This is a genomic window from Promicromonospora sp. NPDC090134 (assembly GCF_044746965.1).
Lineage (GTDB): Bacteria > Actinomycetota > Actinomycetes > Actinomycetales > Cellulomonadaceae > Promicromonospora.
The window spans coordinates 343,886-364,118 of the sequence record NZ_JBIVCZ010000002.1 but is presented as its reverse complement, the minus strand read 5'-3'; the positions used below and the strand labels follow the sequence as shown (position 1 = coordinate 364,118).

Sequence of the window (20,233 nt, the reverse complement as noted above, 5' to 3'; positions counted from 1 at the left end):
CGGATCCGTGGGTGTGTTGACGTGTAGCAATGGCATCAAGACCGGAGATTGCCCATTGCGATGGGCAATAAGGCGCAAGATGGCTAGGGTTTCCCGGGTGGAAGGGTCATCCGTCGCGGAAACACCGTCTGGGCCACGGCCTCGCTCGAACCAACGTCAGAGGATCACGCCGCAGGCTCGGGGGCGTGAGCTCGCCGCCCAGGGGAAGCAGTTATGGACCGAGTTGAGGTCCGTGGAAGATGCTGCGGTCGAACTAATCGCCAAGTTCCCCGATGTGCCTAGTTTGCAGGCGTACCGCTACGCCGCCGGCTTGTCGCAGGACCAGGCCGCGAGCCGCTACAACGACGTGACGGGGCATCAAACAAGCCTGGGCGGCACGACCATCAACGCCTGGGAGACCTGGGCGCGAGGTCGGGGGCAAGGTTCGCCGCCTTCGATGTCGAGCCTGCTCATTCTGTGCGCGGCTTACGGTCGGGGCCCGTTGGGAGTGGCTGAAGAGAAGATCAGTCCCACGGCGCTGATTGCTGAGGCGTACGAGCGGTTGACTGCTGAGGACCAGTTAGCGCTTAAGCAATTCGACGTGACACAGCCGGCCATGGTCGACATGCCGAGGAGGGTGACTACAGCCCAACAGGACGGCGTTCAGCAATCGAGCGAACGACACGGCCAGATCGGTCAGGAGTTCATGTTGACCGTTCCGACCGTCGAGTACGGCAATCCTGAGATTCAGGTGTTCAGTCTCCCGAACCCTCAGCCAGGGCGGCTGCTCGACCTGACGTGGGAGACGTTCGGCCTCGGCGTGGCGAGCCTGTCGCAGCAGATCAAGAACCTTGGCAAGCGCCTGGACGCGGACATCTGCTTCGGGATCAATGAGGCCGGACTGGTGATGGCGACGTTCCTCGCCTCGGACCGGTTTGGCCGGTGCCCCATCGGGTACCTGCGGTGCAACAAGGTGAGCGACGGCGTGGTGCTTGACGACGCCTCCTTCTTCCCCGACGTCCGGGACGCCCCGACCATTGTGATCTGCGATTTCGAGGTCAAGCATGCTGACGTGATCGGGTACATCGCACGGCAGGTTCGCGCGAGGTATCCCGGGGCCGAGCTGTATTTCGCCGTGTTCGGTGCCATGACCAAGGACCGAGAGCTGGCCGTCGACAGCTTCGATGACCTGACGGGTGCCAAGATCATGCGCGCAGCGGACTTCGAGGCCGTGTTCATCGCTGCGACCATGAGCCCGCCGGGCATAGAGCCCCCACTTGAGTTGCGCTAGCGGACTGGAGACGCCCTGCATGAGCAGCGAGACACCCACAGCAGAGCTGGCCGAGACCATCGCCGAGCTCGTCAAGACCACGATGAGCGACATCCGCCCCCGGCTCGTTCAGGCCGCACTGACCGGACATCGTGCGGAGAACGAGAACCTGCGCCACGAGGACAACTTCCTGTCCGACTACGACCTGTGGATGCACCAGCGATACAAGGAACTGCTGTCCGAGGTACTCCCGTCATTTATCTACGCCTCGGAAGAAGACGACCCGCAGGTCATCGGCGACGATCCCGACCCCGACCTGTGCGTGCTGGTCGACCCTCTGGACACCAGCGAACTAGCCGTTCGCGCCCTGCACGGGTACACCCACCTGATTGTCTACTCGCGATCCCAGAGACGACCAGTCATCGCGATCGTCGGCGACATCTTCCACCACGTACAGCTCTACCTCGCGTTCCACGACCTCGACGGCTCGGACCGAGCATTCCTGACCACCGCAGACGGAGACCGGCACCCCCTCGAGTCCCCGTCGAACGCCCACCTCCCGCAGGCGTTGGTGACCAACTACCTCATGCGGCCAGCCGAACGCTTCCGAACCCTGGCGCAGCAGGAGCGGTTCTTCGACGCGCTGAGCGCACCAGGCGAGAACGGGAAGGCCAAGGGACGGATCGGAGTCGATTTCGGCTCCATCAGCCTGTGCCACGTCGCGGCCGGCTTCACCGACGCGACCATGGAGATCGCCAAGGGCTTCGCCGTGTGGGACCTCTCGCCCGGGCACTACATCCTGCACGCCGCAGGCGGCGTCACCATCGACCTCGACGGCAAACCCATCGACCTCGACTACGGGCTCAACACGCTGCCCGAGATCAACACGACCATGAGCACGCGACGTAAGTTCATCGCGGCGGGCAACCAGGTACTCGCCGAGGAGATCCGGGGCACCATCGAGATCTAAACCTCGGTGGTGGGAGCCCTTCGTCTGCGGGCATCGAAATGGTGCGCGCATCTGACCTGCAGGGATACGCGCGCACACCCTGGTGTGCGGACATCTTGGTGTGCGCAGAGCGTGCGCTCATTCGTCACCATCGAGGCATGGATGTGTACGTGCGTGCAGGTCGCCCGGCAGGGGCCGGCGGGTCGAGTCCGCTGAGCCAACCGCGGGGCCATGCTCATGCGCGACCGCGCGCCGATTTCCACGTTCCGCCTGTGAGCAACGCCCACGAGTTGAGGGACATCCGTTCGCCCTGTTCACTGCCATGTCCCCCACCCGGAACGTGCCTGGAAAGGCCGCATGGGGGACGTCAGCGAGTACCTCGACGGGTACAGGTGGCGTGCACAATCGCGAGCATGGGGCAGGCAGATGCAGGTGCATGCGGGCTAACTGTGACATGCGCGGTGGTGGCAAATTGCCACCACCGCGCGACCTGCGGGTTCGCTCCGGCATGGCGCGCGGGCAGAGCTGGGCTGCCGCCAGCCTCAGGGCTAATCCGGACATCAGCGGTGGTGCCAATTTGGCACCACCGCGTGACCTGGGGTTCTACCGAACCACCGACGCGCCACTGGCCCGTTCCGGCTCTGGAGAACAAGCCGGACAACAATGGTTCTGCCGAATTGGCAGAACCATATGACCTGGGCAGGCGCTCGAGCCCGATCGGGATTACTGGGCCAGGTGTCGATATAGGTGCCGATCACCGGCTACCGCACCAAGACGACCGCCGCCCGATGCGAGTTGTGGAAGGGACCCACGCAACGCCCTCGACCGATCCCGAGAACAAACGGGACAAGTACGGTCCCGCCGATTTGGCGGGACCGTACGACCTGGGCGAACGCCCCGGCGCCCAGCGCTGGATCTACCCCGTGCAGGCCTCGATATAGACCTCTACCGCAGACCGTCGCACCACGACCCGTCGGCCGACCCGAGTTCCGGGTAGCAGCCCACGCCGCACCAGCTCGCCGGCCGTCCACGACGAGACACCGAGATACGTACCGATGTCCTCGTACGTCAGGTACGGGTCCTTCGAATCGCCCGACTGCTCCGCCTGGTACCGGTCCAGCACGGACCGCCGCACCCGCAGTCGGCCACCGATCCGCGCGCACGGCCCCACGCGTCCGCGCCGCACCAGCTCGCCGAACCACCAGCGAGAGACTCCCATCACCTCGGCGGCCTCGGCCGACGTGAGCAGGGGATCGTCAACAGCAAACGGCAGCACACCCTCGGTATCCATCTCTGACTCCTGTCCGGCAACGGTCATCGACAGGTAGGTGTGCACGAACCTCCAAGCGCCCTCCGCTGCCCGGCCCCACAGAAACGGCCGGGCAGCGGCAGGCGCTCTCACCCGCTCAGCCCAGGGAACTCCACGACATTCGATGCTCGCCTCGCCGCCTGGATCTCGGCCATCCGTGCCGCCAGCCGCTCGTCACCGTCATCGGTGGCGTGCTGGTAGACCATGGCGGCGGCGACCGTCGAATGCCCGATGCGCCGCTGCAACTCGGCCAGCGTCGCCCCGGCTTCGGCGGCGCGAGTCGCCGCGAGGTGACGTAGGTCGTGCCAGCGGAGCTCAAGAGGCGCTCCAGCACGCCTCTTGGCGCGAGAGAACATCGACGAGCGATTCCCACCACGCACCGGCCGCCCGGCGGCCGTCGCGAACACCAGTGCCCGCGGACCAGGCCCGGTGTAGCGGTCCAGGTGGGCCAGGAGGACGCGGGCAGCTTCGGGCGGCAGGTGCACCTTGCGCCGTCCGGCGTCGGACTTGGGTGGTCCGAACGTGACCGGCTTGCCCGGCACGTCCACAAGCGTCTGTCGGACGTTGAGCCGTACGCCGCCCTGCGGCGTCCGCTCGACGTGCTGGCGTTCGAGCGCGAACAGCTCGCCTGCCCGGAGCCCGGAGTGGGCCGCGACGATCACCGCCGCGCGGTACCGCTCCGACGGCCCGTCGAAGGCTGCCGCGATGGCATCCACGACGGTGTCGCCGGGGACGACGCGTTCCGCCGGCCGGGTCTGGCCCGCGCCGCGGATGCTGCACGGGTTCGCCTCGATGAGCCGGTCGCGGACGGCGTCCCCGCAGATGGTCCGAAGCAACGCGTAGGCGTGCGCAGCCTGGGTGCGACCGGTCACCGTCCCGGCATGCCGCGACTCGACCGACGCGGCAGTAGGCGAACCGGCAGACCGCCACGCATCCCACAGCCGCGCCGGCATCCGCCCCGAGGCGCCGACCGGCAGGCCGGTCGAACGCGCCCACGCCCGCACGTGCGCTGCGTCGCTCGGCCCGCCGCCGCGCTCCAGCCAGGCTGAAGCGGAGTCCGCCGTCGCCACCAACAGCGCGGCGTACCACTCGCTCACCATGGTGTGCGACAGCGAACGCAGGGGGAGTGAGCCGAGGTCGAGCTGCCGCGCACCGCCCGGGCTCGGCAGCGGCGTCAGGATCCAGCGCCGCAGCAGCCGCTCGTACCCGTCGAGAGTGGAGGGCTTCAGGTCGCGCGTGGCGAGCCAGCGCTGTGCGTACTCGCGCAGCGGCACGTCACCCGTCTCGGGCTCGCGGTAGGTGCCCTGGTAGACGTCGCTGAGCACGCGAGCCAGGGCGGCGTTCGCCGCCTTCTCGGACTCGAACGTGCCGATCGGACGGCGCACACCGTCAGGCCCGGTGTACCTGGCTTCCCAGCGGCCGGGCGTGCGCTGGCGGACGTTGCCGTAGGAGCGGCGGCTGTTGCGACGGTTGCGTGGGGACATGCTTCGAGGTGCGCGCGAACCTCCACGGGCGCGCTCCTGCGGATCGGGTGAAGCGGACATCTTGGCTCCAGGTCCTGACCCCGTCGCGAGCGACTTAGGGTCAATAAGGGCCACTCGGCGCCGCTTCCAGCCCTCCAGAATGCACGAAGCCCAGGTCAGAAACACTCTCTGACCTGGGCTTCCGCACTCTGAGCGGGCGACGGGAATCGAACCCGCGTAATTAGTTTGGAAGACTAAGGCTCTACCATTGAGCTACGCCCGCAAGCCCGCGCTCGAAGCACGGTGCGGGCGTTACCTTAGCAAACCTCGCGCCCTGCCAGCGGCTCCGCCCGCGTGGCGTGCCTCCCACTCAGGCACCCGTCACCGGCAGCCACCTCACGAAGGCCGCGTCCCCTCCGGCGCCACCTGGTCGACGTCGGTCCACACCTCCGTCATCTTCACGATGACCCCGTCGCGCGCCGTGATGAACGTCGCCACCTCGAAGTGCTGCACCACGCCATCGGACATCCCGGTCACGTGCGCACGCCCGGCGGCACGCTCGCCGTCCGCCACGCAGTCCTCGAGCCGGAGGTTCTGGAAGCCCGGGTACTCCGCGTTGAGCCGCACCCACGCATCGGCGCCGTAGGTCTCGCCGGTGTGCACGTAGGTGCAGGTGAACGCCGGATCCAGCAGCCCCGGCAGCTCGTCCCACCGGTGCCCGTCGATGACGTCCGCGAGCCGTTCCATGACCTCTCGTGCTGACATCGACGCAGCATCCCACACCGTCAGGCCGCGACCTCCCGCCCCACCGTCCGGAACGCCTCCAGCGCCGTCCGCACGGCCAGCCGCTCCGCGTGATCAGGCCGCAGGATCGCCACGATCCAGCGCGCCGCATCCATCCCCTGCACCGGACGCAGCGTCAGACCAGCCCCAGGCGCCGTCGAGTACCGAGGCAGCACCGCTACCCGGTCGCTCGCCGCGACCAGCGCCTCGATGAGCCGGTTGTCCCGCAGACGCTGCGCCACGCGCACCGGCCGGCCTGCCGCCGTCTCGACGGCGATGCGCAGCCCGTCGAACGGATACCCGAGCGGCACGCCGTACCACTCGTACTCGACCAGATCCCGGGCGGTGACCCGCGCCTTGGCGGCAAGCGGGTGGTCCGCACGCAGCGCGATGTCCAGCGGCTCACGCAGCAGCGCCGCCGTCACCAGATGCTCGGCTCCGGCCGGCACGGGCCCGGTGAAGCTGTGGCCGATCACGATGTCGTGGTCCGCGACCATCCCCGAGTACTCCGACTCCGCAATGTCCATGTCACTGCATTCGAGCGAGACGGCCGTGCTCGCGAGCCGGTCCAGCACGCCGGGCAGCAGGACGGTCGCCGCGCTCGGCAGCGTCGCCACCCGCACCGTGCCCGACGGCGAGCCGACGAACTCGTCCCACCGCGCCTGCACCTGGGCGACGGTCCGGGAGAGCTCACGACCGCCGTCGGCCAGGAGGCGGCCCGCATCGGTGAGGCGCAGGCCCCGGCCGTGCGGCTCGACGAGCGGGACGCCCCGCAGCTCGCGCTGCGCGGTGCGCAGCTGCTGCGACACCGCCGACGGCGTCCGGTGGGTCGCCCGGGCCACCGCCGTGACCGTCCCGCGGTCGGCGAGCTCGCGCAGCAGGTCGAGGTGCCGCGGGTCCACCCGAGAGAGGTCATTCATGTAGGCAACCTACAACGACGTGAAGAACGTTTCGCTTGTCCTTCAGAGCCACGAGGGCGAGGCTCGGGGCACGCCGATCTCCCACCGCCTGCTCGCTGCGTCCGTCGCGGTCATGTGGGGACTCAACTTCATCGCCATCCACGCGTCGCTGGGGCAGTTCCCGCCGTTCCTCCTCGCGGCCCTGCGGTTCGCGGTCATCGCCGTGCCCACCATCCTGCTGGTGCCGCGCCCCAAGGTGCCGATGCGGTGGCTGCTGGGCTACGGGATCGGGTTCGGCACCCTGCAGTTCCTGTTCCTGTACTGGGGCATGGCGGTCGGCATGCCGACGGGCCTCGCGTCGCTGGTGCTGCAGTCGTCGGCGCCGTTCACGGTGCTGCTCGGCGCTGTGGCCTTCCGCGACCGGGTGTCCGCCCGGCAGCTCGTGGGGCTCTCGGTCGCGACGCTCGGGCTCGCCGTGGTGGGCTGGTCCCAGGCACAGGCCGCGGCGTTCGGGCCGTTCCTGCTGGTGCTGGCCGGCGGCTTCGGCTGGGCCATCGGCAACGTGTCCAGCGCGCGGGCCAAGGCACCCAACCCGCTGCACCTGACCCTGTGGATGTCCGTGGTGCCGCCGGTGCCCATGCTGGCGCTGTCGCTGGTCATCGAGGGACCCGACGCCATCGCCCGGTCGTTCGTGCCCGGGCCGCAGCTGCTGCCCGCACTGCTGGGGCTCGCGTACACGGTGCTGATCGGCACGCTGGCCGGCTCCGGCATCTGGACCTGGCTCATGGCCCGGCACCCCGCCGGCGTCGTCGCGCCGTTCTCCATGCTCGTGCCCGTGGTCGGCCTGAGCACGTCGGCGGTTCTGCTCGGCGAGGAGATCGGGATGTGGACGGCGGTGGGCGCGGTGCTCGTGATCGCCGGCGTGCTCTGGGGTGCGCGGCGGGCGCGCGGCGCGGTACCCAGATCCGCCGGGCACCGCGCCGCCGTACTCACCCCTTGACCGACCCCGACGCCAGCCCCGCCACGTAGTACCGCTGGAGCGCCACGTACAGGATCACGCACGGGATCATGGCGATGACCGACCCCGCCGCGAGCAGACCGAAGTTGACCTGGCCATACGCCCCCTGCTGCAGGTTCACCAGCGAGACGGGCAGCGTGTACAGGCTGGAGTCGGTCAGGAACGTCAGCGCCCCGAGGAACTCCGTCCAGGATGCGAGGAACGCGTACAAGGCGGCGGTAGCAGTTCCAGGTACGACCAGCGGCCGCAGCACCGACACCAGGATCCGGAGCGTGCCCGCGCCGTCGACGTGCGCGGAGTCCTCGAGCTCGGTCGGCACCGCGGCGAACGTGTTGCGCATGACGAAGATGCCGAACGGCAGGTTCACCGTTGTGTAGAACAGCACGAGCCCGAACAGGCTGTCCGTGAGCCCCATGACGTTCATCTGCAGGTAGAGCGGGGTCAGGATCGCCTGGAACGGGATCATCAGCGTGACCAGCACCAGCCCGAACAGCACCGTGCGCCCCCGGAACGGGAACCGCGCGAAGCCGTACCCGGCGAGGGTGGCGAGCACCGCGGTGAGCACCGCCGTCGACACGGACACGATCGCCGAGTTGAGGATGCCGCGCCAGACCTCCGGCTGGTCGATCACGGCCTGGAAGTTGACCCAGGACAGGTCGAAGAACCGGCCGTCGGGGGCGGCGACGATCACGTCGCCCGGCTGCCCGGCCCGCACGAACGCGACCACGAGCGGCACCAGGAAGACCAGCGCGGCCAGGGTGCCGCCCACGACGTAGAGCGTCCGCTTGACCCGGGTGTCCCGCTCGGGCCCGGAGGGGCGGGCAGCAGGCACGGAACCAGAAGAACGGCGGACGGCGGCGGCAGCGCGCCGCGGCGCCGAGGACTCGGTGACGGTAGCCATGTCAGCTCCTCTCCCGCAGCAGCCAGAACTGGGCCGCGGTGACCAGACCGGTGATGACCACGAGCACGAGCGACATGGCGGTCGCCGCGCCGAGCTGGAGCTGGACGAACGCACGGCGGTAGATGGCCATGACGATCGTCGTGGTCTCGGATCCCGGCCCGCCCTGGGTCAGGATGTAGAACTGCGTGAACGCGAGGAACGAGCCGATCACCGACAGGATCACGGTCATCGCGATGGTCCGGCGCAGCATAGGCACCGTGATCTGCAGCTCCCGCTGCCACCACGATGCGCCGTCGATCTCCGCCGACTCGTAGACCTCGCGCGGGATGCCCTGCATCCCCGACATGAGCAGCACCATCGTCAGCCCCGACACGCCCCAGACCACCATGACGCACAGCAGCCCGGTGGCCAGCGGCCCGTCGACCAGCCACGCCGTCGTCCCGTCGGTGATCCCGAGCCCCTTGAGCGCCACGTTGACCAGGCCGCTGTTGGGCTGCGCCTCCAGCAGCATGAGGAAGCTGAGCGTCGTCAGACCGATGACGAACGGGACGAAGAAGATGGTGCGCAGCAGCGTGGCGCCCCGCCGGTTGGACCGCACCAGCACGGCCAGCCCGTACCCGAGCAGCAGGATGGGCAGCGTGACGATCGCCGTGTAGAGCAGCGTGTAGCCCAGCGCGCTCCAGAACGTGGGGTCGGTGAGCACCGAGGCGTAGTTGTCGAGCCCGATGAACCGGTACGGCCCGATGAGCGGGAAGTTGGTCAGCGAGATGTAGACCGCCACGACCAGCGGCACGAACACGAACACCACCACCAGCGCGACCGCCGGCGTCACGAGCGCGAGCCCCGTGCGGTGCGGGTGCGTGAGGGTCCCGTACCTGCGGCGGCGCAGGGAGTGCGGGGCCGACGTCGCGGGCGGGCGCTCCGCCGTCTGCGCGCTCATGCCTGCGCCTGCCGCAGGATGCGGTCGTACGTGGTCTGGGCCTCCTGCATGGCGGCATCGACCTCCCCGTCGAAGACGGCAGAGCGGAACATGCGCAACCACGGTCCGTCCTGCTGGTTGTAGATCAGGTTGTAGGCGAGCGTGGTGGGCGCGTAGCCCCGGTCGAGCGACTCCAGCGGCGGCAGCACGAACGGGTTCTCCCGCGCGAACTCCGGCGTGACGACGTCGGACCGCACGGGGGAGTAGAAGCCCTCCGGCATCCGCGTCTGCTGCTCCACGGCCACGGCGAACTTCATGAACTCCCACGCCGCCGAGGGGTTCTTCGCGCCGTTGAGCATGCAGAGGTTGTCCCCGCCGTCGAAGAAGGCGCGGCCGCCGTCGGGTCCGGGCAGCAGCACCACCTGGGTGCGGTCCAGCAGCGCCTGGTCGGCGTTGGGCACCACCACGCCGAACCCCGCGGGGAACATCCCGAGGCGGCCGGCGGTGTAGTCGGCCGACCAGCGCGAGGCGTCGTCGGAGAAGCTGCCCGGCGGCACGAGCTGCTCCGCCCACAGCGTCCGTTCGAGCTCCAGCGTGCGGCGCAGCGCGTCGTTGCCGACGACGTCGCCGCGCTGGCTGCCGACGTCGCCCGCGATGAGGTCGCGGTCGGTGGCCCAGATGTGCGGCTGCACGGTGAAGCCGAGCGCGCCGGAGGCGTTGCCGGGGAACGACCAGCCGTAGACGTCGTCGTCCAGGGCGGTGATCGCACGGGCCGCGGCCAGGATCCCGTCGAAGCTCGCCGTGTGCTCCGCGACGTCCAGTCCCGCGCGGTCGAACAGCTCGGTGTTGCAGAACAGCACCGAGAAGTCGCCGATGAACGGCAGGCCGTAGTGCCGACCGTCCTTGGTGCTCAGGGCGAGGTGCCCGGGGCTCAGCGCGTCGCCGATGCCCAGGTCCTCGATGAGCGGGGTGAGGTCCGTGAACGCGCCGCGGTAGGCGAACAGGGTCGAGTAGATGTCGTCGATGTCGATGACGTCGGGCACCCGCCCGCCGCGGATCGCGGTGGCGAGCTTGGTCACGTACTGCCCGTTCTGGATGGGCGTGACCTGCACGCGGATCCGGTTCTGAGCTTTGTGGAACGCGTCGACGACGGCCTGGGTGCCGTTGACCGTGTCGGACCGGCACCACAGGTTGAGCGTGCCCGTCGCGTTCTCGCCGAAGCCTGCGGCCTCGACGTTCGCGGGTCGCAGCGTGCCGCCGCAGCCGGCCAGCGCGGCGGCGACCGTCGCCGAACCGGCCAGCGTGAGCAGCTGGCGTCTGGTGAGCTCCATCGCTCTCCTTCCTTACGCATCGTTACGCAGGGTGAGACGTACTGGGGTCGTGCTTCCCCCGAGGGGCCGGGCCGGGCCCGGCCCCTCGGGGGCGTGGGTCAGCGGGTCGGGACCCAGACCCGCATGGGCTGCGGGCCGCGGTTGGCCCACGCGTAGTAGGGGATGGCGGTCAGGGTCACGTCGCGCACGGGGTCGGGCGCCTTGTCCGACGCCGACGACGGCGCGGTGGCCGGTCCGTACGGCGATGTCGCCCCGGCGTCGGGCCCGGGGACGACGGCGCCGCGTGCGCGGACCACCGTCACGCCGCCCAGGAGCTCGGGGCGGAACTCGTCGGACAGCGCGCCGGAGACATCGATGCGCAGGTCGTCGACCACGGCGCCGGCCTCCTGGTCGGGCTGCTCCAGGGCGTAGACCAGCGGTCCGCGCTCGATGGCGACGCTGCCGCGCACGGCGTCGACCCGCGGGTCCGCGGTGGTGAGCCGCGGCGTCATCGGCAGGTCGAGCAGCACCGTGTCGCCCGCGGCGAACCGGCGGGTCACGCGGGCGTAGGTGCCGGCGGTCACGGGTGCGCCGTCGAGCGTGGCGCCGTCGGCCCAGGCGGGGACGCGCAGGGCGAGGGTCGCCTCGCCGTCGGGCGCCTCCTCGACGCGCAGCGCGATGCTGCCCTCGTCGGGGTAGCTGGTCTCCACGCGCAGGCGGAGCGTGCCGCCGTCCAGCGGCGCGGTCACCGTGCCGGGCGCGTACTGGTGCAGCTGCAGGCTCGGCCCGTCCGCCGTCGCCACGTAGCCGGTGAAGCTGGAGACCGTGCGCATGATGTTGGGCGGGCAGCACGCGCAGTCGAACCAGCCGCGGCGGCCCTGCGCCGGGCTGCGGTCCTCCTCGGCGTGCGCGTCGCTGCGCAGCTGCAGCGGGTTCACGTAGAAGTACTCGGTGCCGCTCAGGGAGACCCCGGCGAGGAACCCGTTGAGCAGCATGCGCTCGATCTGGTCGGCGTAACGGGCCTCACCCGTGGCGAGCAGCATGCGCCACGCCCACTGCACGCCGCCGATGGCGGCGCAGGTCTCGGCGTACCCGCGGTCGGTCGGCAGCTCGTACGGGTCGCCGAACGACTCGCCCTCCCAGCGCGCCCCGAGGCCGCCGGTCAGGTACTGCTTGCCGCGCTCCATGGCGCGGTACTGGGTGTCGAGCGCGGCGAGCAGTTCGGCGTCGCCGGTCTCGATGGCGACGTCGGCCGCGCCGGCGCCCAGGTAGACCGCGCGGACGGCGTGGCCCTCCACCGTGGTGGCCTCGCGCACCTTGACCCGGTCGGAGAAGTAGGTGGGCTGCTTGCCGTGGGACTCGATGATGCCGGTGCCCCGAGCCTCGACGAACCAGCTCGCCAGGTCCAGGTAGGCCCGCGTGCCGGTCTCGCGGTAGAGCTCGACCAGGGCCATCTCGATCACGGGGTGGCCGTCGACCTCACGGAGCTGCCCCGGGCCGTCGCCGAACGTGGTCACGAGGTGGTCGGCGAGCTTGACCGCGACGTCGAGCAGCTCGCGGTGGCCGGTGCCGCGCACCTGCGCGACGGCGGCCTGGAACAGGTGCCCCGCGCAGTACAGCTCGTGGCTCCACGGCAGGTCGCTGTAGCGCGGCACGTTCCGCAGGGCGGGCACGGAGTCGAGGTAGCCGTCGTCGGCCTGGGCCGCGGCGAGCAGGCCCGTGACGTGGAGCTGGTCGGCCAGGAGCTGCTCGTCGGGTTCACGGGCGTACTCCCAGGCGGCGGCCTCCAGCCACTTGTGCACGTCGGAGTCGGCGAAGATCGGGCCGATCGCCTCGCCATCCGTCACCCCCGCGGCGATCTCCAGGTTGCGCAGGTTGCCGGCCTTGGCGAGCTGTTCGAGCCCGCCCGGGATGGCGGCGGAGCGGTTGACGTCGGCGGTGCGGCGCCACAGCCCGGCGTCCACGGTGACGTGTCCAGGGGCGAGGGGGCGGAGCAGCACGCGGGCATCGCTCGTGGGGGCGGCCGGTCCGCTCGTCGTACGGCTGGGCGTCGGGGTCGTCATCGATGCTCTCCTCCGGGACGGAAACTAGGAATCCGATTTCCTGATCGTAGGGACCCGTGTGGTCAGCGTCAAAGGTCTGGGCGAAACTTCGTGCAAACTGGGCTCTGAACTGGGGTGGGAGGTACGATGACGCTGCGTTCCGCGTTTGCCGCGCAGGTGCGGCGGAAAACGCGGAAGGAAACTCGTTCGAGGAGGGGCGGTGCGGATGGACCGGGGAGCGGTCGTACGGATCACGGACGTCGCGGCGCTCGCGGGCGTGTCGCCGAGCACGGTGTCCAAGGCGCTCAACGACACCGGCTCGCTGCGGGAGAGCACCCGCGTGCGGGTGCGGGAGGCGGCCGAGCGGCTCGGCTTCGTGCCCGACGCGAGCGCGCGCTCGCTGTCGGCCCGGCGCAGCTTCACCGTCGGCCTGCTGAGCACCGACTCCGCGGGCCGGTTCTCCCTGCCGGTGGTGCTCGGCGCGGAGAACGCGCTGGTGGGCGGGGAGCTGTCGGCGCTGCTGGCGACGGCACGCCACGACCCGGTGCGCGAGCAGCACCACGTGCGCGCTCTCGTGGCCCGGCGGGTCGACGGGATCATCGTGACCGGCCGCACCACCGAGCCGCGCGAGCCGATCCGTGTGCCGATGCCGGTGGTCTACGCGTTCGCGCCGTCGTCCGACGCCGACGACGCCTCCGTGGTGCCCGACGACGCGGCCGGCATGCGGCTCCTCGTCGAGCACCTGGCCGGGCTCGGCAGGCGTCGGATCGCGTACGTGGGCGGGCGCGCCGAGCAGGCGGCGTCCTTGGTGCGGTACGAGACGCTGGCGGCGGAGCTGGCGGCGCGCGGCCTGGAGCTGGTGGGCTCGCCGCTGTACGGCGACTGGTCGGAGCAGTGGGGGCGGCGCGCGGTGGACCAGATCCTGTCCGGCGTCCCGGGCACCGGCTCTGCGGACCGCGACCTGCCCGTGGACGCCATCGTCTTCGCCTCCGACCAGCTCGCGCGGGGCGGGTGCGACCGGCTGCGGGAGCGGGGACTTCGCGTGCCGGACGACGTCGCCGTGACCGGGTACGACGACTGGGACGTCATGTCGCTGGCCAGCCGCCCGCCGCTGACCACCGTGGACATGCAGCTCGAACGGCTCGGCCAGCGCGCGGCGGAGCTCCTGATCGCGGCGATCGAGGGCGACCCGGCGCGCGGTGTCGAACGACTGGCGCCGCGGCTCGTGGTCCGCGCGTCGACGTTGGGCGACGGGTAGGGCGGCGTCTCGACGGTCGTCGCTGTCGCCGCTGCCTCCGTCGCGAGGCCGTCGCGAGGCCGACGGCGTCGCCGCGGCTGTCTCCTCTTCTTCGAGGCCCGGGTTTCTCCCTTTTCGGGGCCCGCAAAGCGGAGAAAGTCGGGCCTCAAAGAGGAGGTGCCCCCAAGGCTGCGCTGTGGGCAGGCCGCGTCTCGACGGCCTTGTCTCCGGAATTCCAGCGCTGTAAATTCCGCTCGGACCCGGGATGGCCCGGGATGCCGAGCCCCTCAGGAGAGCCACAGCCATGACACAGTCGTCGACCTCATCCGGTGCGGCCAGGAGCGGGCCTGTCGTGGGGCCAGTCCCGCTGCTCGGAGAACCGTGGGCCGTGGCCCGCGCGGACGGCAGCCTCTGGGCCAAGGACCCGTCGGTCGTGCGGTTCCAGGGTCGCTACCTCATGTACTTCACGCTGCCGCAGCCGGAGCCCGGGACGGAGCGGGACCTGTGCGTCGGCATCGCGGAGAGCCGCGACCTGCGCTCGTGGGAGCTGGTGGGACGGCTGTACCCGGGCGGCGACTACGACGCGAAGGGGCTCGCCGCCCCGGCCGCGGTCGTCATCGGGGACGTGCTGCACCTCTTCTACCAGAGCTACGGCACCGGGCCGCTGGACTCGATCTGCCATGCGACGTCCACCGACGGCGTGACGTTCGAGCGGAACGCGACCAACCCGGTGTTCCGCCCGCAGGGCGAGTGGAACTGCGGGCGGGCGATCGACGCCGACGTGATCGTCGACGGCGACCGGCTGCTGCTGGCCTACGCGACGCGTGACCCGGAGATGCGGGAGCAGATCGTGGGGGTGGCGGAGGCGCCGCTCGACAGCGGCTTCGGCCGCGACGCCTGGCGCGACCTGAGCCTGGACGCCCCGGCGCTGCGGCCCGAGCTCGACTGGGAGGGGGAGTGCATCGAGGCGCCCGCCTTCGTCCGGACGGGTGGCCACGCGGACGGTCGGCTGGTCATGTTCTACGCGGGCGCGTACAACAACAAGCCGCAGCAGATCGGGTACGCCACCAGCGAGGACGGCGTCACCTGGACGCGCGGCGTCACCGAGCCGTTCCTCCCGAACGGCGCGCCGGGCACCTGGAACGCGTCCGAGAGCGGGCACCCCGGGGTGCTGACCGACGACGACGGCCGCACCTACCTGTTCTTCCAGGGCAACGACACCGGCGGGCGCACCAACCTGCTGGCGGGTGTCGAGATCGTCTGGACGGACGGGCGCCCGGTGCTGCGCGAGGGTTAGATCTCGCACAGCCGGTGGGAGTGGTTACTGCCGGAACGCGAAGGCGACTGAGGCGTCGTCGACCCGGACGGCCCGCACCTCGTCGGCGGCGTGGTCCACCGGCAGGACGACGACCTGGCTCACCGCCAGGTGGTCGGCCGAGCACCTGGTCTCGCCGCTCGGCGCCGTCGTGACGTGCACCGTCCAGGGGTCGTACCAGACGACCGCCACGGGGTACGGCATGCAGCCGGGGGTGCCCCACATCGTCACGGTGAGGCGCGCGGGCCGGACCGTGGCGTCGACGATCGCGTTGGTCACGCCCTCGATCGGCGGCCCCGGCGGCGACTCCTCGGCCGGCTCGGCAGGAAAGCTCTCCACGACGATCGAGCGCGGCACGTCCTCGCGCGGCGCGACGGCCCCGTTCCCGGCACACGCCCCGAGGCCGACCGTGAGCACCGCCGCGGTCAGGAGGGCGAGGCCGAGCACGCGGGGGAGGGTGAGCGCGGTCGTCCGCTGCCGGAGCATGGTCGGTCCCTCCCGATACGTGTGGTGTCGCATCGACGATGGCAGGGGTGCCGGGGGAAGTTCAAAGGATTACTTCGCTGCTTGCGGCCCGGAAACACCCGGCCGTCGGACGCGCCGATCGGATACACTCGGGGCGTCCTACCGGGAGTCTCCCGGTCCGGCCCGGGAGCTTCGGGCCGTTGCGGACCCACGGGGTGTAGCGCAGCTTGGTAGCGCATCTGCTTTGGGAGCAGAGGGTCGCAGGTTCAAATCCTGTCACCCCGACCAGCGAGAACACGGTGGGGGAGTAGTTCGCTCCCCACTGTGTTCCCCACCAGACCCCGTTCGCGCCCGCCCCTGGTCAGCTGGAGAGCTGCCGCGGCGAGGCTCAGCGCATCATCGTGCGAGCGGGCGTAGAGACTGGTCACCTGCAGAGCTGGACTGCCACCGAAGACGATCTGCCAATCGGGCAGATCACGCTTACACATCTCGACCTGCTGGTCAATCGTCAATTACTACTGGTGAGGCGGTGGCACTGAGTGGCAGTGCAGATTGTGCTCTGCATGGTTGCGTTCTTCGGTGCCTTTGGCATCATCGGGAGCGCCTTGAGCGGGCGCTTCTGGGGTTGGGGCAAGCCTGCGGGCAGGTGGCTCGGGATCATCTTCAACGGGACCATGATGGCCCTTACTTTCGAGCGAGTTCTGGACGAGGGAATGCTCGTCGCCTGGGCGGTGTGCCTGTTCGCAGGTACCGGGCTCGGCCTTGCACCAGCGGCGAGAGACCTCAAGGCCGCGCGCCATTCCGGTCAGGAGTCCACGGATCGGCCGGACTGACGGTTTCGATGGCCGCAGCGCCACGTGTCACCCCGACCACAAAAGGCCGGACCTACGCATGGGTGGATCCGGCCGTTCTTCGTTCGCCAGGCCCGGGCCGCGGTACACCGCCGCCGGGCAGGCCTCGTCAGAGACCCGCGGCCAGCTCCCGGACGACGTCCGCGGCCGGGCCCGTCGGCGCCTGCCGGTAGCCCGTACCCGCCCACAGGTGCAGCCGTTCGGCGTCCCCGGACGCCGCCGCCCGGCGGCGCAGGTCGCGCGTGAGGTGGTGGATCGCGGGGTAGCCCACGGGCGCGACGGCGTCGTGCCGGTCGACGAACCCGTTGCGCACGGCGCGCGCCGGCCGGCCGGTGAACGACCTGGTCACCACGGTGTCGCGGGCGGACGTCGCCAGCGCTTCCTGGTACGTCGCCGACGCGCCGGACTCGTCCGTGCGCAGCAGCAGCGTGCCGACCGCGACGGCCTGCGCCCCGGCCGTCAGCAGCTCGCGCACGGCGTCCGGCCCGTCCACGCCGCCCGCCGCCACCAGCGGCAGGTCGACGGCGGCCGCGACGGCGCGGACCACCGACGCCGTCGGCGCGTCGGTCACGCGCCGGGCCGGGTCCCACGTGGCGCTGTGCCCGCCGGCCGCGGGTCCCTGGACCACGAGACCGTCCACGCCGCCGTCGCGAGCGGCCACTGCCTCGTCGGCGGTCGTCACCGAGGCGAGCACGATCGTGCCCGCCCGCCGCAGGGCGCGGATGTCGGCGGGGTCGGGCAGGCCGAACGTGAACGACACGACCGGCACCGGGTCGTCGAGCAGCAGGGCGAGCTTGTCCGGCCACCGGTCGTCGTCGGCCACGGGATCGGCGGAGAGCTCGACGCCCAGGGCGGCCGCCTCCGGTGCCAGCCGGCGGGCGTAGGCGGCGAACGCCGCCCGGTCCAGCTGCTCAGTCCCGGGGACGAAGAGGTTGACCCCGAACGGGCGGCCCCCTGCGCGTGCGGCGGCGACGTCGGCCGCGAGCCGCTCGGGCGCGAGGTACCCGCCCGGCAGAAAGGCGAACGCGCCCGCCCCCGTGGCCGCGGCGGCCAGCGCGGCCGTCGTCGCGCCGCCGGCCATCGGGGCCGCCACGATCGGCAGGTCGCTGCCCAGCAGGTTCGGGGTCGTCACAGTCGTGCTCCGTTCGGCGGGTCCGCGAGAGGCACCCTACTCGCCGGGACCCCGCGTCCCGCGCTCCTCCGTGCCCGCGGGCTCCCCGGTCCCCGCGAGGTCGTCGAGGAACTTCAGGACCACCTCGCGCTCCTCCGGCTTGAGCCGCGCGACGGCCTCGAACCGGTGGGCGTGGTCGCGGCCGACGCTGCGCAGCGCGATCCGCCGGGTCTCCTCCGTGACCTCGACCGCGAGGCTGCGGCGGTCCGTCGGGTGGGGGAGCCGGCGCACGTGGCCGGCGTCGGCCAGCCGGTCGAGCATCTTGGTGGTCGACGCCGACGTGATGCCCAGGTGCGCGGCGATCGCGCCCGGGGTTGCGGTCTCGCCGCGGTGCTGGGCCGCGATGACGAACCGCAGGGTGCGCATGTCTGTCTCGCCCAGCTTCATGTACCGGCGCGACGCCTCGCTCATCCGGCGCTCGGCCTCGCGCCAGCCGCGCAGTCCCTCCAGCACGCGGACCACCTGGTCGACGTCGCGGTCGTCGAGGCCCGCTCGCCGCACGATCTCCTCCTGCGGGTCCAGCACCCGGGGATCCAGCATGGACGGACCGGGTGGCTGGGTCGGCTCGGGTTCAGGAACCACGGAGGATCCCCTTCCTGCTATTACTCGCCACTCTTGAAGGTAGCCTGGCTAGCGAAAAAGTACCACGAGTGGCGCCCCGGTGTGCCTATGGTCAAGGGGGGAAGCAGGCAGTACGTCGCGAGGGGGCGGGAGTGCCATGCGGATGCGTGACGGAGAAGATCGAGGGGCGGGCGTCGCGCGCCGGCTCCTGACGGTGTCGGTGGCGGCCGCCGTCGTCGTCCTGGTGGCGGGCTGCGGCATGTTCGACCGCGGGCACGACGACGGCCCGCCGCACGGCGGGATGGGCTCCCGGTCCGCTCCGGCGGGGGCGGGGCTGCCGCAGTCGGACGAGCCGGCCGACCTGGACCCGGCGGACCTCACCACCGAGATCGACAACGAGTACTGGCCCATGGAGCCCGGCACGCAGTGGGTCTACCGCGAGACCGACGAGGAGGGCCAGGAGCTGCGCGTGGTGGTGACCGTCACCAGCGAGACCAAGGAAATCGCCGACGGGTCCATGGCCCGCGTCGTCCGGGACACCGTGACGCGGCGCGGCGAGGTGGTCGAGGACACCTTCGACTGGTACGCGCAGGACCCCGACGGCACGATCTGGTACCTCGGCGAGGACACCGCCGAGTTCGAGGACGGCCGGATCACCACCACGGAGGGCTCCTTCGAGGCGGGGCTCGACGGCGCCCTCGCGGGCGTGATCATGCCCGGCGATCCCGCCGTCGGGATGGCGTACCGGCAGGAGTTCTACCGGGGCGAGGCGGAGGACAACGGCGCCGTGCTCAGCCTGGACGAGCAGGCCGAGGTCCCGGCGGGGCACTACGACCACGCACTGCTGACCAAGGACACGATCACCATCGAGCCCGACGTGCTCGAGTACAAGCTCTACGCCCCCGGCGTCGGTCCCGTCCTCACGCTCGGGGTCTCGGGCGGGGGCGGCCGCGAGGAGCTCGTCGAGGTCGGCACGGTCCCGGCGGAGGTCGCGCAGGCGGCTGGTACCGCGCCGCTCGGCGAGCGGTACGAGTGAGCCCGGCCGGCAGGCCCGCGACGGCCGGGTCCGCGACGGCCGGGTCCGCGACGGCCGGGTCCGCGACGGCCGGTCAGATCCAGCCGCGCTCCTCCGCCATCAGCACCGCCTGCTGACGGGTGTCCACGGCGAGCTTGCCCAGCACGGCGGAGACGTGGTTGCGGACCGTGCCCGGGGCGAGCGACAGGGTGCGCGCGATCTGCCGGGTGGTCTCGCCGTGCCGGCCGGCGCGCAGCACGTCCAGCTCGCGGTCGGTCAGCGGTGACCGCTCGTCGCGCAGCGCGTCGGCCGCGACCTCCGGGTCCACGTAGCGGCCGCCCGCCGCGACGCGGCGGATGACGGCCGCGACCTCGTCGGCGGGGCGCGACTTGGGCAGGAAACCGACGGCCCCCGAGGCCAGCGCCCGGCGGAGGACGCCGGGCCGGGCGTGGCGGGTGACGATCACGCAGCGCGTGGGCAGCGTGCGGTTGAGCCGCTGAGCCACCTCGACGCCGTCCAGGTGCGGCATCTCGAGGTCCAGCAGGCAGACGTCGGGCCGCAGCCGCTCGGCCTCGGCGACCGCCTCGGCGCCGTCGGCGCACTCGGCCACGACCTCGATGTCCTCCTCCAGCCGCAGCAGCGCGGCCAGGGCGGACCGGATCATCCCCTCGTCGTCGGCGAGCAGCACACGGATCATCCGGTCAGGGTACGGGGCAGGTCGTCGCCCCCGGCGCTCGACATGTCGGCAGCGCCGTGCGCTGTCAGCATGGAGGTGC

At 71.1% G+C, this 20,233-nt stretch carries 19 protein-coding genes and 2 tRNA genes; 8 read left to right on the top strand and 13 right to left on the bottom strand.

Features of this window, described 5'->3' with window-relative positions; translation table 11 throughout:
- Positions 1–232 precede the first annotated feature (232 nt).
- Positions 233–1,270, top strand: coding sequence for a helix-turn-helix domain-containing protein (locus ACIPN7_RS08040; RefSeq protein ID WP_400539834.1), 1,038 nt, complete (start codon positions 233–235; stop codon positions 1,268–1,270).
- Positions 1,271–1,289: 19 nt separating this feature from the next.
- Positions 1,290–2,219: an inositol monophosphatase family protein gene (locus ACIPN7_RS08035; protein ID WP_400539832.1), complete on the top strand. Its 930-nt coding sequence runs from the start codon at positions 1,290–1,292 to the stop codon at positions 2,217–2,219.
- Positions 2,220–3,114: 895 nt separating this feature from the next.
- Here ACIPN7_RS08035 and ACIPN7_RS08030 read toward each other — a convergent pair.
- From ACIPN7_RS08030 to ACIPN7_RS08010, 5 genes are all read right to left on the bottom strand, one after another.
- On the bottom strand, positions 3,115–3,534 hold the full coding sequence (locus ACIPN7_RS08030) for a helix-turn-helix domain-containing protein (RefSeq protein ID WP_400539830.1): 420 nt from the start codon (positions 3,532–3,534) through the stop codon (positions 3,115–3,117).
- Positions 3,535–3,596: 62 nt separating this feature from the next.
- Entirely contained in the window at positions 3,597–4,991 is a 1,395-nt protein-coding gene (gene xerC / locus ACIPN7_RS08025; protein ID WP_400539828.1) for a tyrosine recombinase XerC, read from the bottom strand.
- Positions 4,992–5,182: 191 nt separating this feature from the next.
- A tRNA-Gly gene (locus ACIPN7_RS08020) sits at positions 5,183–5,253 on the bottom strand.
- A gap of 113 nt (positions 5,254–5,366) precedes the next feature.
- Positions 5,367–5,735, bottom strand: coding sequence for a nuclear transport factor 2 family protein (locus ACIPN7_RS08015; protein ID WP_400539826.1), 369 nt, complete (start codon positions 5,733–5,735; stop codon positions 5,367–5,369).
- Positions 5,736–5,755: 20 nt separating this feature from the next.
- Positions 5,756–6,673, bottom strand: coding sequence for a LysR family transcriptional regulator (locus ACIPN7_RS08010; protein WP_400539824.1), 918 nt, complete (start codon positions 6,671–6,673; stop codon positions 5,756–5,758).
- A gap of 112 nt (positions 6,674–6,785) precedes the next feature.
- On the opposite strand from ACIPN7_RS08010, the gene ACIPN7_RS08005 reads away from it, so the two are divergent.
- Positions 6,786–7,652, top strand: a complete 867-nt coding sequence (locus ACIPN7_RS08005; protein WP_400540412.1) for an EamA family transporter — start codon at positions 6,786–6,788, stop codon at positions 7,650–7,652.
- Here the strand turns inward: ACIPN7_RS08005 and ACIPN7_RS08000 are convergent.
- The 4 genes from ACIPN7_RS08000 to ACIPN7_RS07985 form a co-directional block, all read right to left on the bottom strand.
- Positions 7,642–8,571: a carbohydrate ABC transporter permease gene (locus ACIPN7_RS08000; protein WP_400539822.1), complete on the bottom strand. Its 930-nt coding sequence runs from the start codon at positions 8,569–8,571 to the stop codon at positions 7,642–7,644. The genes ACIPN7_RS08005 and ACIPN7_RS08000 overlap by 11 nt on opposite strands.
- Before the next feature lies 1 nt (position 8,572).
- Positions 8,573–9,511 carry a carbohydrate ABC transporter permease gene (locus tag ACIPN7_RS07995; RefSeq protein WP_400539820.1) on the bottom strand — a complete coding sequence of 313 codons (939 nt, stop codon included), beginning with the start codon at positions 9,509–9,511 and terminating at the stop codon, positions 8,573–8,575.
- Complete coding sequence (locus tag ACIPN7_RS07990) at positions 9,508–10,821, bottom strand: ABC transporter substrate-binding protein (RefSeq protein WP_400539818.1); 1,314 nt, start codon at positions 10,819–10,821, stop codon at positions 9,508–9,510. Before ACIPN7_RS07990 ends, ACIPN7_RS07995 begins: the two co-directional genes overlap by 4 nt.
- A gap of 98 nt (positions 10,822–10,919) precedes the next feature.
- Positions 10,920–12,863 carry a glycoside hydrolase family 127 protein gene (locus tag ACIPN7_RS07985; protein WP_400539816.1) on the bottom strand — a complete coding sequence of 648 codons (1,944 nt, stop codon included), beginning with the start codon at positions 12,861–12,863 and terminating at the stop codon, positions 10,920–10,922.
- A 205-nt stretch (positions 12,864–13,068) separates the two neighbouring features.
- Between ACIPN7_RS07985 and ACIPN7_RS07980 the strand changes: the two genes are divergently transcribed.
- A complete protein-coding gene (locus ACIPN7_RS07980; protein ID WP_400539814.1) occupies positions 13,069–14,100 on the top strand; it encodes a LacI family DNA-binding transcriptional regulator in 1,032 nt (343 codons plus the stop codon).
- Between the two features lie 331 nt (positions 14,101–14,431).
- A complete protein-coding gene (locus ACIPN7_RS07975; protein WP_400539812.1) occupies positions 14,432–15,376 on the top strand; it encodes a family 43 glycosylhydrolase in 945 nt (314 codons plus the stop codon).
- A gap of 24 nt (positions 15,377–15,400) precedes the next feature.
- Here ACIPN7_RS07975 and ACIPN7_RS07970 read toward each other — a convergent pair whose 3' ends face one another.
- A complete protein-coding gene (locus ACIPN7_RS07970; protein WP_400539810.1) occupies positions 15,401–15,880 on the bottom strand; it encodes a hypothetical protein in 480 nt (159 codons plus the stop codon).
- A 190-nt stretch (positions 15,881–16,070) separates the two neighbouring features.
- Here ACIPN7_RS07970 and ACIPN7_RS07965 point away from each other — a divergent pair.
- Both ACIPN7_RS07965 and ACIPN7_RS07960 read left to right on the top strand, forming a co-directional pair.
- Positions 16,071–16,147, top strand: a tRNA-Pro gene (locus tag ACIPN7_RS07965).
- 257 nt (positions 16,148–16,404) lie between these two features.
- Positions 16,405–16,692, top strand: a complete 288-nt coding sequence (locus ACIPN7_RS07960) for a hypothetical protein (RefSeq protein WP_400539808.1) — start codon at positions 16,405–16,407, stop codon at positions 16,690–16,692.
- 127 nt (positions 16,693–16,819) lie between these two features.
- On the opposite strand, the gene ACIPN7_RS07955 is transcribed toward ACIPN7_RS07960, so the two are convergent.
- Complete coding sequence (locus tag ACIPN7_RS07955; RefSeq protein ID WP_400539806.1) at positions 16,820–17,842, bottom strand: NAD(P)H-dependent flavin oxidoreductase; 1,023 nt, start codon at positions 17,840–17,842, stop codon at positions 16,820–16,822.
- 36 nt (positions 17,843–17,878) lie between these two features.
- On the bottom strand, positions 17,879–18,421 hold the full coding sequence (locus tag ACIPN7_RS07950; protein WP_400539804.1) for a MarR family winged helix-turn-helix transcriptional regulator: 543 nt from the start codon (positions 18,419–18,421) through the stop codon (positions 17,879–17,881).
- 184 nt (positions 18,422–18,605) lie between these two features.
- Between ACIPN7_RS07950 and ACIPN7_RS07945 the strand changes: the two genes are divergently transcribed.
- A complete protein-coding gene (locus tag ACIPN7_RS07945; protein WP_400539802.1) occupies positions 18,606–19,478 on the top strand; it encodes a hypothetical protein in 873 nt (290 codons plus the stop codon).
- A 73-nt stretch (positions 19,479–19,551) separates the two neighbouring features.
- On the opposite strand, the gene ACIPN7_RS07940 is transcribed toward ACIPN7_RS07945, so the two are convergent.
- Positions 19,552–20,154: a response regulator gene (locus ACIPN7_RS07940; protein ID WP_400539800.1), complete on the bottom strand. Its 603-nt coding sequence runs from the start codon at positions 20,152–20,154 to the stop codon at positions 19,552–19,554.
- Positions 20,155–20,233: the final 79 nt, after the last annotated feature.

Bases quoted from the DNA above. Each gene is read 5' to 3' on its own strand.
- ACIPN7_RS08035 (WP_400539832.1), top strand. From the start codon at position 1,290: ATGAGCAGCGAGACACCCACAGCAGAGCTGGCCGAGACCATCGCCGAG.
- xerC (WP_400539828.1), bottom strand. From the start codon at position 4,991: ATGTCCCCACGCAACCGTCGCAACAGCCGCCGCTCCTACGGCAACGTC.
- ACIPN7_RS08015 (WP_400539826.1), bottom strand. From the start codon at position 5,735: ATGTCAGCACGAGAGGTCATGGAACGGCTCGCGGACGTCATCGACGGG.
- ACIPN7_RS08010 (WP_400539824.1), bottom strand. From the start codon at position 6,673: ATGAATGACCTCTCTCGGGTGGACCCGCGGCACCTCGACCTGCTGCGC.
- ACIPN7_RS08005 (WP_400540412.1), top strand. From the start codon at position 6,786: ATGTGGGGACTCAACTTCATCGCCATCCACGCGTCGCTGGGGCAGTTC.
- ACIPN7_RS08000 (WP_400539822.1), bottom strand. From the start codon at position 8,571: ATGGCTACCGTCACCGAGTCCTCGGCGCCGCGGCGCGCTGCCGCCGCC.
- ACIPN7_RS07995 (WP_400539820.1), bottom strand. From the start codon at position 9,511: ATGAGCGCGCAGACGGCGGAGCGCCCGCCCGCGACGTCGGCCCCGCAC.
- ACIPN7_RS07990 (WP_400539818.1), bottom strand. From the start codon at position 10,821: ATGGAGCTCACCAGACGCCAGCTGCTCACGCTGGCCGGTTCGGCGACG.
- ACIPN7_RS07985 (WP_400539816.1), bottom strand. From the start codon at position 12,863: ATGACGACCCCGACGCCCAGCCGTACGACGAGCGGACCGGCCGCCCCC.
- ACIPN7_RS07980 (WP_400539814.1), top strand. From the start codon at position 13,069: ATGGACCGGGGAGCGGTCGTACGGATCACGGACGTCGCGGCGCTCGCG.
- ACIPN7_RS07970 (WP_400539810.1), bottom strand. From the start codon at position 15,880: ATGCTCCGGCAGCGGACGACCGCGCTCACCCTCCCCCGCGTGCTCGGC.
- ACIPN7_RS07950 (WP_400539804.1), bottom strand. From the start codon at position 18,421: ATGCTGGATCCCCGGGTGCTGGACCCGCAGGAGGAGATCGTGCGGCGA.
- ACIPN7_RS07945 (WP_400539802.1), top strand. From the start codon at position 18,606: ATGCGTGACGGAGAAGATCGAGGGGCGGGCGTCGCGCGCCGGCTCCTG.
- ACIPN7_RS07940 (WP_400539800.1), bottom strand. From the start codon at position 20,154: ATGATCCGTGTGCTGCTCGCCGACGACGAGGGGATGATCCGGTCCGCC.